The organism is Campylobacter sp. CFSAN093260, assembly GCF_012890095.1.
Taxonomy (GTDB): Bacteria; Campylobacterota; Campylobacteria; order Campylobacterales; family Campylobacteraceae; genus Campylobacter_D; species Campylobacter_D jejuni.
Genome location: NZ_CP040618.1, coordinates 417485 through 429481, shown reverse-complemented (window position 1 = coordinate 429481; position 11997 = coordinate 417485). Strand labels below are relative to the sequence as shown.

Sequence of the window (11997 nt, the reverse complement as noted above, 5' to 3'; positions counted from 1 at the left end):
CTTGTTTTTTTACATAATTAAAATAATTATAGCATTTAAAATATAAATTATGCTATAGTTTCGCTTATGAATTACATTGAACTATTAAAAAATAATAAAAATATCAGAATATTGGCTTCGGTTCAGTTTATAGTATATTTTGGAGCATGGTTTTCTCAAACGGGAGTTTTTACCCTTTTAGTCGAGCTTAATGCTCCTACTTGGGCAACAGCTACAAGTGCTATGCTTGCTTTTTTACCTGGAGTTTTGCTTGCTCCTATTAATGGGGTTATAGTAGAGAAAAATAAACCTAAAAAACTTTTACTCAGTATGATTAGCATAGAATTAATTTCTATTTTTTGTCTTATTTTTGTCACAAGTCTTAGTATGCTTTGGCTTTTGTTTATTTTAATTTTCATAAGACTTTGTGTTGCTTCGATTTATTTTCAAGCTGAAATGAGTTTATTGGCCAAAATTTTAACCCCTCAAGAACTTAAACTCGCTAATGAAATGCACAGTGTCATTTGGGCGATTTCTTATACAGCAGGTATGGCAAGTGCGGGAATTTTTATTTATTTTCTAGGAGTTAAAACCGCTTTTTTATTTGACTGTATGCTTATACTCATAGGCATTTCTTTTTTAGTAAGATTAAGCATTCCTGATTTTCATCACAAAACACAAAGTCGCTTTTTTACTATGATAAAAGAAGGATTTTTCTATGTTTTAAATAATAAAATAATTTTTCATCTTATCTTGCTTCACGCTTTTATAGGTTTAACTGCTTATGAAACCTTGGTTACGCTTTTAGCACAACATCAATACAAAGAAGTTTTATCTGCTGCTTTAGTAATAGGGTTTTTAAATGCGGTACGTGCTTGTTCTTTAGCTATAGGGCCTATGGTTTTAAGCAAATTTATTAATAATAAAAATTTATTTTATATGTATCTTGGTCAAGGCTTGGGTATTATACTTTGGGCTTTAACTCAATTTAATTTTTATATTTCTTTTTTAGGTTTAATTGGTGCAGGTTTTTTTACCTCAGCGCTTTGGGCTTATACCTACACCATGATACAAAAAAATGCTGACAAAGAATATCATGGTAGAGTGATCGCTTATACAGATATGATTTATCTTAGTTTTAGCGCTATTATTTCAATGCTTATGGGCTTTTTATTTGAAATAGGCTTGAGTTTAAAACTGATTACAGGTTTATTGGGTATGATTTTTATCTTTGCGGCATTTTATTGGAAGTGGTTTTATAAAAAATATTTGTGAAAATTCACAAATATTTTAAATTTTAAACAAATCTTGAAGATTTTTCATTGCTTCTTCATTGCTGATGGCATTATTTAGCTGCGATGAGCTTAATTCATTGAGCTCTATTTCATAACCACTTAACATAGAAGCAAGGCGAATATTAATACCATTTTTTCCTATAGCTTTGCTTTTTTGTTCGCTATTTAAACTTACAATAGCTTTTTTATCTTCAATTTTTACAGAATTTACAATAGCAGGAGCCAAGGCACGAGAAATTAAAATTTCACTCTCATTTGTAAATTCTATACAATCAATATTTTCATTATGAAGCTCTTTGCTTACCGCATTAATTCTTACACCTTTAACACCTACTGTAGCTCCTACAGGATCGATATTTGCTCCATTGGCCTGAAGAATGATTTTTGCTCTTTCACCTGGAATTCTAGCACATCCTATAATATTGACATAACCATCTTTGATTTCTGGAACCTCAGCTTCAAGTAAACATTCTAAAAATTTAGGACTTGTACGACTAAGCTCGATTTTAATACCTTTATCTGTATAAACACGGCGTATCACAGCTTTTACCACATCACCTATTTTAAATTTTTCCCCTTTAATGCGATTTTTTCTCGGTAAAAAAGCTCTTAATTCATCTATTTCAATAAAAGTATTTTCTTCATTATCCACTCTAACAACTGTACCAAAAACCATTTGCCCTACTTTGTTTTTATATTTTTCAAAAATAGTTTGTTCTAATAATTTTTGTATATGATATTCAAGTTCTTTATGCAAGGTATTTACCGCAGTTCTTCCTAAATTTTCCAAAGAACATTCATAGGTTAATTCATCTCCTATCTCAACATCTGGAGCTTCTGATTTTGCCTTACTTAACGCGATAAAACTCTCACTTTTATTTTGCAATCTCTCGTCATTATCTGCTACTATGGTAATTTTTTGATAAAGATTTAAATTTTTAGGATCCACAAAAAACTCATATTCTTGTCCATAAATTCTTTTTGCAGTATTGATTAAAGCGGTAGCTACCTTTTCTCTTACATTCTCTAAGTTTAAATTTTTTTCATTAGCAATAGATTCGATAATATCTGCTATCTTTTCCATATTTTATAAAACCTTTTTTGTGGGAAATTTAAAAATGTAGATAAAAATTATATCCTTAATAAGTTTAATTAAAAGTAAAATTTGCTAAAATTATAGATTAAAATGAAAATTCTTAAGGATTTAGCTATGGAATTAAAATTGGCAAGAACTTTGATTAATGAAAAACCTAAAAATATTAGCCTAGAAAAAATCGAAGAGGCTATAGAAAAAGAAGGACAAAAGTTTTTTTATTTTGATAAAGATAATACACACAAACAACTCATTGCCCTTGTAAATCATTTTGAAAAAAAAGGAGTAAGCATTTATCATAGAACCGTAAAATACGGACTTGATGATAATGATTTTATGTATGAGGTACATATTCTTTGAGCGCTAAAAAACTTTTTATCCAAACTTTAGGTTGTGCGATGAATGTCAGAGATTCTGAGCATATGATCGCAGAATTAACACAAAAAGAAAATTACGCACTAACAGAAGATATCAAAGAAGCAGATCTTATTCTTATCAATACCTGTTCAGTGCGTGAAAAACCTGTGCATAAACTTTTCTCAGAAGTAGGTGGTTTTGAAAAAGTTAAAAAAGAAGGTGCTAAAATAGGAGTTTGTGGATGTACTGCATCGCATTTGGGAAATGAAATTTTCAAACGTGCTCCTTATGTGGATTTTGTTCTAGGAGCAAGAAATATTTCCAAAATCACTCAAGCTATAAAAACTCCAAAATTTATGGGCGTGGACATAGACTATGATGAAAGTGAATTTGCTTTTGCAGATTTTAGAAATAGTATTTATAAATCCTATATTAATATCTCCATAGGTTGTGATAAACACTGCACTTATTGTATAGTGCCACATACTAGAGGAGATGAAATTTCCATACCTTTTAACATTATCTACAAAGAAGCTCAAAAAGCTGTTGAAAAAGGTGCTAAAGAGATTTTTTTGCTAGGACAAAATGTCAATAACTACGGCAAAAGATTTAGAAACGAGCATAAAAAAATGGACTTTTCAGATCTTTTAGAAGAACTTAGCACCATAGAAGATTTAGAACGCATTCGCTTTACAAGTCCACATCCTTTGCATATGGATGATAAATTTTTAGAAGTTTTTGCCAATAATCCAAAAGTTTGCAAATCCATGCACATGCCTTTACAAAGCGGCTCAAGTGAAATTTTAAAAGCTATGAAGCGTGGCTATACTAAAGAATGGTATTTAAATAGAACTTTAAAACTTAGAGAACTTTGTCCAAATGTTAGCATTTCTACAGACATTATTGTAGCTTTTCCAGGGGAAAGTGAAAAAGATTTTGAAGAAACTATGGATGTTTTGGAAAAAGTGCGTTTTGAACAAATTTTTTCTTTTAAATACTCCAAACGCCCTTTAACAAAAGCCGCAACCATGCCTAATCAAATCGATGAAGAAACAGCTTCAAGAAGACTTAGCACCTTACAAAATCGTCATAGTGAAATTTTAGATGAAATTGTAAAAAAACAAGAAAATAAAACTTTTAAAGTTTTATTTGAAGAATTAAGAGCAGGCAATAGCATTGCTGGAAGAACAGATAATAATTTTTTAGTTCAAGTTGAAGGTAGCGAAGAACTTTTAGGGCAATTTAAAGAAGTAAAAATAACTAATGCAAAGCGTATGGTTTTATATGGGGAAATCGTTTAAAATCCATTGCTTAACATATATAATTTTCATCTTGCAATGGCTTATTTTTTTAAGCTGTAAAAAGCACTATAAAGGTGAAAAAGTTGACCGTAAAGCTGGTGTGATACTTTTTTGGCATGGAAAATTAGCACTCATGCCTTTTGCGTTTAGACATTATAGACAAAAAAATAAAAAAGCCTATGTCATGATCTCCCACCATAAAGATGGAGAACAAATTGCAAAAATCATCAAGCTTTTCGGTCTTGATACTGTAAGAGGAAGCACTTCAAGGGGTGCTAGCAGTGCACTTAGAGCTGCATTTAAAGTTTTAGAACAAAATGACGATATAGTTATCACGCCCGATGGTCCACGAGGGCCTTATCATAGTATTTCAGATGGTTCTATCATTTTGGCTCAAAAAAAAGAACTAAAGATAAGAATTTTAAACTATGAAGCAAATCGTTTTTGGAAATTTAAAAGTTGGGATAAGATGATCTTGCCAAAACCTTTTAGTAAGATTACTTATAGTCTAAGTGAACCTTTGGATATTTTATCTTTAGATAAAGAAAAAGCTAAAGAATTTCTAATGAAACAATTTGATAAAATTAGCTTAGCTGATCAATTTAAGGAATGAAATGTTATTTTTACTTAAAAAAATATTTCCACAACTTTTTATTAGTATTATTTTAGAAGATAAAAAAAATATTGTAAAAGCTTCTATTTATAGAGGAAATAAACTAATCAGTAGCAATGAAAAAACTTTTGATAAAAGCGAAAATTTATTAGAATACGTAAAAAATTTAAGCAAGCATTTCTTATTTTACCACACTGCTTTATTTTTAGATGCCAAAGAACAAGGATTAATACCTAGTACAAATATTCAAGATTGTGAGCATTTTAATATAGGAAAAATCAGCTTACAGCATATTTTGTTTAATAATGCCCTTGTTTATACGGCTACCGAACATGTGGAATATTATAGCGAGCTTTTTGAAGAATATAGAGGTTTAGATTTTTTATATTCCCCTTTTGCTCTTCTTTACTACAATATACAAAAAGAAAAACAGCCTGATGATCAAATTTTACTTTATGGATTTAAGCAAGGACATCTTTTGGCAATTATTGTTGCTAAAGGCAATACTATTTTATACGGTGATTTTAAAATATTTGAGCAAGAATTAGGTTTAGAGCTTGAACTTCCATCAGAAGATAATCAAGAAATTGAAAACAACAACGATGATACTGAAGTTACCCTAGATAACTTCAATGAAGCCTTAAATAATAAATTTGATCTACTTGATCAAGAAAATAATCTTGAAACTTTGAATAATAATGATAATTTTAATCTTGATGAATTAAATCAATTTAGCAATGATATGGAACTATGCCGTTATATTATTACGAGCATTGAAAAATTTTATAATGATGATAAATATGCTGGGGTATTTATCAATGGTATTTTATTATATAGTGAATCAGATATTAACATAAGTGCTATTGATTTTTTAGAAAGTGAAACTTTTTTAGAGATAAAAACGAAACAAATCAACACCTTAGATCTTATGATAGAATTGATGCAAAAGGAGCTTAAATGACTTATAGCTTCATACAGCCAAGAAAAAAACCTATTTTCACACTCTTTGATAAAATTTGGCTAGGACTTTTTGGTTTTAGTATATTATTTATCTTGCTAGTATATTTTACATATACAATAAAAATTGCATTAATCAATGGCTCTATCGATGATGAAAAACAACAAGTTATAGTGCTTCAAAATCAAACTAAGCAAAATGAAATGCTTTATGAAATTTTATTTGATCAAAGCCAAATAGCGAAAAATTTTAACACTCAAAATCAAATTGTTAAAGAAAGCTTAAGAAATCTATTTGATATTATTGTAAAAACTGATAATATTACTCTTGAAAGTGTTGAACAAGACGAATATTCCTTAAAACTTATCGGAGTCACTCCTACAAGAGAAATGTTTACTCTACTTTTAGAAACCCCTTTAAAAAGCATCTTTGATCAAAGCTATACAACCTATTATCGCTTAGATAATGGGTGGTATCGTTTTGTTAGTATTAGTAAACAAATTCCAGGAGTTGCAGATGAAAGATAAAAGTCTAGAAGAAATTGATTTATTAAAGCTTATCATTTGCGCGTTAAGTTTTATAAGCGTTTGCACAGCCTTGATCTTATTTTTACTTTTACCGACATTAAAAAATTACAAACAAGCAAATCTTAGAGAAAATTCACAACTTGCTATCTTAAAAGCCACTAAATCAAAATTTGACTTTAGTGAAGATAAAATATCAACTCTAAGAAGCGAAAACAACAAAAGTTTAGAGCAATTTGAGCAAAATTTTAATATAGGAAATTTTGATATTTTTTTACAAAAATATTTTCAAAATGTAAAAATTCAAGAAACTAAGCCCGAAAAACAAGAAAAATATCTAAAAAACCGCTTAGCCATTAAAGCGACAATGAACAATCCTAGAAGACTTTATGATTTTATTGATGCTCTAAAAAACTATAATAACTTAATCAAGCTTGATTATCCACTTAATCTTAAAGCAGGAGAGCAAGGTATCTCTATAGATCTTACTCTCAAAGTTTATTCAAGCTAAACTCACATCTTCGCCTTTTAAAATTTGATTCATAGTATTCATTGCACACATTTTTCCACACATGGAACATGAGTTTAAATCATCAGGGCGACGCTCATTAAACATTTTTTTAGCCTTTTCTCCATCAATAGCAAGTTTAAACATTTTCTCCCAATCTATCTCTTGTCTAGCCTTACTCATCTCATCATCTCTTGCTCTTTCTTTTGGAAGTTTAGCTATATCTCCCGCATGAGCTGCAATTTTAGTCGCAACTATACCCTCTCTAACATCTTCTAAATTTGGAAGTCTTAAGTGTTCAGCAGGTGTTACATAACACAGCATATCAGCACCGCTAGCTGCAGCCACAGCTCCTCCAATAGCACCACTAATATGATCATACCCTGCGCCAATATCTGTTACCAAAGGTCCTAAGACATAAAAAGGCGCTCCTTTGCATAAACGCTTTTCTAATTGCATATTTGCCTCTATTTCATTAATAGCCATATGCCCTGGACCTTCTATCATTACTTGAACCCCAACATCCCAAGCTCTTTGAGTAAGGAGTGACAATTCTATAAGCTCTGAAATTTGCGCCCCATCACTTGCATCGTGAGTAGAGCCAGGACGCAAAGCATCGCCCAAAGATAAAGTTACATCGTATTTTAAACAAATGTCAAGCAAATCATCATAATACTCAAAAAAAGGATTCTCAGCATCTTTCATCATCATCCAAGCATAAAGCACAGAGCCTCCTCTTGAAACTATATTTGTAAGTCTTTTACTTTGTTTAAAAATATGCGCTGCGCGAGAATTAATACCTGCATGAATTGTCATAAAATCAACCCCACTTTTAGCATGATGATATACAACATCTAAAAAGTCTTTAGCACCAATTTGTTTTAAATCTTTTTCTAAAAATCCTACCGCATCATATACAGGAACTGTTCCTATCATAGCTTTTGAAACATTAACAAGCTCGTCTCTAAAACGACTTGTTTTGCCATAATTGCTTAAGTCCATAATCGCTTCTATGTCAAATTTATGAGCAAGCTCTACTTTTTTCATTTCCTCGCTATAATCAACGCAATCATTTGAAACTCCTAAATTTACATTAACCTTAGTACGCAGTCCAAAACCTATACCATTTGGATCAAGACTTTTATGATTAATATTTGCAGGGATAATAATTTTACCGCAAGCAATATTTTCAAGCAAAAAATCTTTACTTAAATTTTCTTTTTGTGCAACAATCTGCATTTCTTTAGTAAAAATACCTTCTTTCGCATAATTCATTTGAGTTTTCATAAATTTATCCTTTAAAAAATTTGGATAAATGAAGGGTGAGTATAAATTTTTAAAGTATTGAAATTTATAAATCTTCCCGACGCTGGTATTATCCAGATCCGGTTCGGTCTAAGCTTTTAGCTTACTCTCAGCCTGTTACACAAGCTCCCGTCATTTATGTCTTAATTATACTCTTTAAATATTTATTTTTGCTTTATGCGTGGCAGTCTTTGTAAAATTTATAAGTTCTTCTGTAGTTTTTATATGATAGGGAAGTTTTCCAAGGCAATATTTAAAAATTTCAGCAGCTGCCAAAGCATCATCTAAAGCCCTATGATGCGTATTTTCCACGCCCAGAAATTCTTTCAAAACCTCTAGTTTATATTTTGGACTTTCTATACAACATTGTGCAAATTCTATAGTACAAATACGACGATTAAGTAAAATGCCAAAACCACACTCATTTAAAGCCTTAGAAATAAAACTATAATCAAAACGCACATTATGTGCTACAAAAATACTGTCTTTTAAAAAAAGCCTAAAATCACTTAAAACCTTTGTTAAACTTGGAGCATTTTCCACCATCTCATAAGTAATACCCGTAAGTTCGGTTATATTTTCTGGAATTTCTTTTACTTTAACAAAACTTTGAAAGCGTCCAATTTCTTTAGAATTTTGAATTTTTACTGCTCCAATTTCTAAAATTTCCCCCTTACTTACACCGCCAGTACTTTCTATATCTACTATACAAAAAATTTCATCTTTAATTTTTGTTGTGCGTGTTTTAAGGATAAAAATATTATCTTTATTCAAAGTTAAGCCCAAACCCAAAAGCTCAAAAGTTTCCAAATCTAAATCAAAATTTTTTAATTCTTCAACTTTGGCAAACTCTTGCATCACCCAATCATAAGGCTTGCTTTGCTTGTTTAATATAGAAATAATCTGATCAATTTGCTGTAAACTCAAAATTCAAGCTTTAAAGATGAAATTGCAGTTTTATAATCATTAGAAGAAAAAATATAACTTCCAGCCACCAAAATATCAGCTCCGGATTCCTCTAAATCGCTAGCATTTAAACCATTAACACCACCATCAACCTCTATAAAAACTTTAGCATTTTTTTTATCAATCATTTGGCGTAATTCTTTGATTTTTTCATGTACCAAAGGTAAAAATTTTTGTCCACCAAATCCAGGATTAACACTCATTAAAAGCACCATATCTACAAATTCTAGCATGTGTTTAATAGAATCAATAGGAGTGTGTGGATTTAAAACAATAGCAGGATGGATTCCTTGACTTCTTATATATTCACAAAGCCTTATAGGATGAACTTCGCTTTCCATATGAAAAGAAATGAATTTTGGTTTCAAAGGGATAAAAAGATCTATAAATTTACTTACATCTTTAACCATCAAATGCACATCTAATGGCAACTTACTAATAGTTGAAATTTTTTCGATCACGCAAGGTCCGAAAGTCAAATTTGGAACAAAGTGTCCATCCATTACATCAATATGTAAAAGATCTGCACCTGCAGCTTCAATAGCTTTAACTTCTTCTTCTAATTTCAAAAAATTTGCAGACAATAAACTTGGAGCTACATACATGATCAAAACCTTAAACTATATATAAATGTGATAAATAATATTTTATCGACTTATATATTAAAAAAACTATAAATTATGGAATATTTTAAGCTTAATTTTGATAGAATCTTCATTTAAAAATTTTCATAAGGACAAGAAAATGGCAAGAGTATGTCAAATCACAGGCAAGGGTCCAATGGTGGGTAATAATGTCAGCCATGCTAACAATAAAACAAAAAGACGCTTTTTACCTAATCTCAGAACAGTTCGTGTAACTTTAGAAGATGGCACCACGAGAAAAATGAGAATCGCAGCTTCTACTCTGAGAACTCTAAAAAAACAAAATTCTAAATAATTTTGAGGATTTATTCCTCAATTTTAAAATTTCCAATTTAAAAATAAACTTTAATAAATCACTTATATAACACACATTTAAAAATTATTATTAATTTTATTATTTTTTAAGCCAAAAATATCTTTTAATAGTGTAAAATACCTTGTTAAATGAATTTTAAATTTCACTAATACAAGGAGAGTTTATGCTACATGAATATAGAGAATTAATGTCAGAGCTAAAAGGTAAAGATGCTCATTTTGATAAACTATTTGATCGTCATAATGAACTTGATGACATGATTAAAGATGCAGAAGAAGGTAGAACTTCTCTTAGCAGCATGGAAATTTCAACTTTAAAAAAAGAAAAGCTTCATGTAAAAGATGAACTTAGCCAATATCTAGCAAATTATAAAAAATAAGGCAAAACAATGTTTGGAAGTAAAATAAACCATTCTGATCTTCAAAAACTTGAAGAAGAAAATAAAAATCTTACACATAAAATTGAAAAATTTCAATCGGAAAATTTAGAATTAAAAAATAAAATTACATCATTAGAACAAGCGGCTTTAGAGTCTAAACTTAAAACAGATCTTTTAAATGTTTTATTAACTGGGGTTTTAAAAAATATTACTATTATTCAAGGCGATATGTTAGAAAATGTAAATAAGGCAGAAGTTATCTCTAGCTATTCTAAAACTTCTCTTGCTGAAATGGATGAACTTAACCATATTGCTAATTCTATCAATGCCTCTTTGGGAAATATTACAGAATCAGCCAATAAAACAAGAGATGTTGCAGGAACATTGCATAGAAGTGTAGATGAAATTACTAATGTAATTAATCTAATTAAAGATGTTTCCGATCAAACCAATCTTTTAGCTCTTAACGCTGCCATAGAAGCTGCACGCGCAGGTGAACATGGGCGTGGTTTTGCTGTTGTTGCCGATGAAGTAAGAAAACTAGCTGAAAAAACACAAAAAGCAACCACAGAAGTTGAAATGAATATCAACCTTCTAAAGCAAAATGCAAATGAAATGTATACTCAAAGTGAGCAAGTTGAAAAAATTTCTATAGATTCTAATGCTCATATTATGAGTTTTTCCGAAAAATTTACTCACTTAGTAAATGAAGCGCATTCTACTAATTCAAATGCAGTTGGTATCGCTTCAGAAGCTTTCGTATCTTTAGCAAAACTAGATCATATAGCTTTTAAATTAAATGGTTATAAAGAAATTTTTTCCAAATCAGGAAAGCAATTAGCCGATCATACATCTTGTCGCTTAGGAAAATGGCTTGCTAGCACAGGAAAAGAAAGATTTGGGCAAAATAAAAGCTTCTTAAAAATTAACGAGCCACATGAAAAAGTTCATGAAAATATGAATAATGCTATAACAATAGCAAATACAGAAGATATTAGCAAAGATATTACTCAACACAGCATAATTAATAAATGCGAAGTTGCTGAAAATGCATCGCTTGATCTTTTCAATGTATTTAAAGAAATGCTTGATGAGTCAGATCATTAAAATCCTAGGTTGAACCTTTTTAAGGTTTAACCTAAATAATCTTTAATTTTCCCCACTTTTCCTTTAAAAACCACATATAAGCAAAATCAAGCAAAGGCGTTCTTATCATATTTTTACATTTTTTTTCAAAATCCTGCACCTTAACATAAACAGCTTCAATCTCTTCATCATCAACTCCACCTCCAGAAGAAATTTTATCTTTTTCATCAACTTCTACGAAATAAAAGCTTTGCTTGCTTACACCTGAACCAAACCCTGTATAAAAATCTCCTATTTTTTCTAAATTTTTAGGAGCATATCCTAGTTCTTCTATACATTCTTCTTTTGCTATTTCCTCTAAAGATAATTTTTTATCCACAAGCCCAGAACAAAGCTCTATAGTATAGCCCATATCATCATCTTTTACATAATCTTTATCATGCATTTGATGATACCAAAGTGGTATACGAAATTGGCGTACAAAAATAAAACTTTCTAATTCTTTATGATACAAAAGCACTGAAACACTATCTTTAGATTCTATAAAATCCCAAGTGCAAAGCCTACCATTACTTTCATAAGCAAATCTCTTAGGCTTAATATAATTTGATTTTTCAAAAGAAAGTTCTTTTAAATTTTTAAACGCCATAATAAAACCTTTTATTTATTTTTC

The 11997-nt window shown here is 30.1% G+C and carries 15 protein-coding genes and 1 riboswitch; of the genes, 10 read left to right on the top strand and 5 right to left on the bottom strand.

Annotation, left to right across the window (positions count from 1 at the left end):
• The first annotated feature begins 66 nt into the window (after window positions 1-66).
• A complete protein-coding gene (locus FBF22_RS02230) occupies window positions 67-1254 on the top strand; it encodes an MFS transporter (RefSeq protein ID WP_002859896.1) in 1188 nt (395 codons plus the stop codon).
• Window positions 1255-1269: 15 nt separating this feature from the next.
• Here FBF22_RS02230 and nusA read toward each other — a convergent pair whose 3' ends face one another.
• Window positions 1270-2358, bottom strand: a complete 1089-nt coding sequence (gene nusA, locus FBF22_RS02225) for a transcription termination factor NusA (protein WP_002859895.1) — start codon at window positions 2356-2358, stop codon at window positions 1270-1272.
• 126 nt (window positions 2359-2484) lie between these two features.
• On the opposite strand from nusA, the gene FBF22_RS02220 reads away from it, so the two are divergent.
• Genes FBF22_RS02220 through FBF22_RS02195 form a run of 6 tightly spaced genes read left to right on the top strand, consistent with a single transcriptional unit; the run spans window position 2485 to window position 6631 of the window.
• Window positions 2485-2727, top strand: a complete 243-nt coding sequence (locus FBF22_RS02220; RefSeq protein WP_002851103.1) for an HP0268 family nuclease — start codon at window positions 2485-2487, stop codon at window positions 2725-2727.
• Window positions 2724-4025: a tRNA (N6-isopentenyl adenosine(37)-C2)-methylthiotransferase MiaB gene (gene miaB, locus FBF22_RS02215; protein WP_165433256.1), complete on the top strand. Its 1302-nt coding sequence runs from the start codon at window positions 2724-2726 to the stop codon at window positions 4023-4025. The genes FBF22_RS02220 and miaB overlap by 4 nt, the downstream gene beginning before the upstream one ends.
• Window positions 4009-4638 (top strand): lysophospholipid acyltransferase family protein, encoded by a 630-nt coding sequence (locus tag FBF22_RS02210; RefSeq protein WP_002867614.1) that lies wholly within the window; start codon window positions 4009-4011, stop codon window positions 4636-4638. Before miaB ends, FBF22_RS02210 begins: the two co-directional genes overlap by 17 nt.
• 1 nt (window position 4639) lies before the next feature.
• Window positions 4640-5599: a hypothetical protein gene (locus FBF22_RS02205; protein ID WP_002884833.1), complete on the top strand. Its 960-nt coding sequence runs from the start codon at window positions 4640-4642 to the stop codon at window positions 5597-5599.
• The gene (locus FBF22_RS02200) at window positions 5596-6123 is read left to right on the top strand and encodes a hypothetical protein (protein ID WP_002884832.1); all 528 of its coding nucleotides are present in this window, start codon (window positions 5596-5598) and stop codon (window positions 6121-6123) included. Before FBF22_RS02205 ends, FBF22_RS02200 begins: the two co-directional genes overlap by 4 nt.
• The gene (locus FBF22_RS02195; RefSeq protein ID WP_002884831.1) at window positions 6113-6631 is read left to right on the top strand and encodes a hypothetical protein; all 519 of its coding nucleotides are present in this window, start codon (window positions 6113-6115) and stop codon (window positions 6629-6631) included. The genes FBF22_RS02200 and FBF22_RS02195 overlap by 11 nt, the downstream gene beginning before the upstream one ends.
• On the opposite strand, the gene thiC is transcribed toward FBF22_RS02195, so the two are convergent.
• The 3 genes from thiC to rpe form a co-directional block, all read right to left on the bottom strand.
• The gene (gene thiC / locus FBF22_RS02190; protein ID WP_002867618.1) at window positions 6623-7915 is read right to left on the bottom strand and encodes a phosphomethylpyrimidine synthase ThiC; all 1293 of its coding nucleotides are present in this window, start codon (window positions 7913-7915) and stop codon (window positions 6623-6625) included. The genes FBF22_RS02195 and thiC overlap by 9 nt on opposite strands.
• Before the next feature lie 56 nt (window positions 7916-7971).
• A riboswitch (TPP riboswitch) is annotated at window positions 7972-8076 on the bottom strand.
• 13 nt (window positions 8077-8089) lie between these two features.
• A complete protein-coding gene (locus FBF22_RS02185) occupies window positions 8090-8860 on the bottom strand; it encodes a 3'-5' exonuclease (RefSeq protein ID WP_002867619.1) in 771 nt (256 codons plus the stop codon).
• A complete protein-coding gene (gene rpe / locus FBF22_RS02180) occupies window positions 8857-9504 on the bottom strand; it encodes a ribulose-phosphate 3-epimerase (RefSeq protein WP_002859889.1) in 648 nt (215 codons plus the stop codon). Before rpe ends, FBF22_RS02185 begins: the two co-directional genes overlap by 4 nt.
• A 139-nt stretch (window positions 9505-9643) precedes the next feature.
• Between rpe and rpmB the strand changes: the two genes are divergently transcribed.
• The 3 genes from rpmB to FBF22_RS02165 all read left to right on the top strand — a co-directional run bounded on the left by rpmB (window position 9644) and on the right by FBF22_RS02165 (window position 11345).
• Window positions 9644-9838, top strand: a complete 195-nt coding sequence (rpmB, locus tag FBF22_RS02175) for a 50S ribosomal protein L28 (RefSeq protein WP_002854974.1) — start codon at window positions 9644-9646, stop codon at window positions 9836-9838.
• A 184-nt stretch (window positions 9839-10022) separates the two neighbouring features.
• Entirely contained in the window at window positions 10023-10238 is a 216-nt protein-coding gene (locus tag FBF22_RS02170; protein ID WP_002855201.1) for a YdcH family protein, read from the top strand.
• 9 nt (window positions 10239-10247) lie between these two features.
• Window positions 10248-11345: a methyl-accepting chemotaxis protein gene (locus tag FBF22_RS02165; protein ID WP_002858516.1), complete on the top strand. Its 1098-nt coding sequence runs from the start codon at window positions 10248-10250 to the stop codon at window positions 11343-11345.
• Window positions 11346-11376: 31 nt separating this feature from the next.
• Here FBF22_RS02165 and FBF22_RS02160 read toward each other — a convergent pair whose 3' ends face one another.
• Window positions 11377-11973 (bottom strand): NUDIX domain-containing protein, encoded by a 597-nt coding sequence (locus tag FBF22_RS02160; protein ID WP_002855131.1) that lies wholly within the window; start codon window positions 11971-11973, stop codon window positions 11377-11379.
• Window positions 11974-11997 lie beyond the last annotated feature (24 nt).

Coding starts and splice junctions, on each gene's coding strand:
- FBF22_RS02230 (WP_002859896.1), top strand. CDS start 67: ATGAATTACATTGAACTATTAAAAAATAATAAAAATATCAGAATATTG.
- nusA (WP_002859895.1), bottom strand. CDS start 2,358: ATGGAAAAGATAGCAGATATTATCGAATCTATTGCTAATGAAAAAAAT.
- FBF22_RS02220 (WP_002851103.1), top strand. CDS start 2,485: ATGGAATTAAAATTGGCAAGAACTTTGATTAATGAAAAACCTAAAAAT.
- FBF22_RS02210 (WP_002867614.1), top strand. CDS start 4,009: ATGGGGAAATCGTTTAAAATCCATTGCTTAACATATATAATTTTCATC.
- FBF22_RS02205 (WP_002884833.1), top strand. CDS start 4,640: ATGTTATTTTTACTTAAAAAAATATTTCCACAACTTTTTATTAGTATT.
- FBF22_RS02200 (WP_002884832.1), top strand. CDS start 5,596: ATGACTTATAGCTTCATACAGCCAAGAAAAAAACCTATTTTCACACTC.
- FBF22_RS02195 (WP_002884831.1), top strand. CDS start 6,113: ATGAAAGATAAAAGTCTAGAAGAAATTGATTTATTAAAGCTTATCATT.
- thiC (WP_002867618.1), bottom strand. CDS start 7,915: ATGAAAACTCAAATGAATTATGCGAAAGAAGGTATTTTTACTAAAGAA.
- rpe (WP_002859889.1), bottom strand. CDS start 9,504: ATGTATGTAGCTCCAAGTTTATTGTCTGCAAATTTTTTGAAATTAGAA.
- rpmB (WP_002854974.1), top strand. CDS start 9,644: ATGGCAAGAGTATGTCAAATCACAGGCAAGGGTCCAATGGTGGGTAAT.
- FBF22_RS02170 (WP_002855201.1), top strand. CDS start 10,023: ATGCTACATGAATATAGAGAATTAATGTCAGAGCTAAAAGGTAAAGAT.
- FBF22_RS02165 (WP_002858516.1), top strand. CDS start 10,248: ATGTTTGGAAGTAAAATAAACCATTCTGATCTTCAAAAACTTGAAGAA.
- FBF22_RS02160 (WP_002855131.1), bottom strand. CDS start 11,973: ATGGCGTTTAAAAATTTAAAAGAACTTTCTTTTGAAAAATCAAATTAT.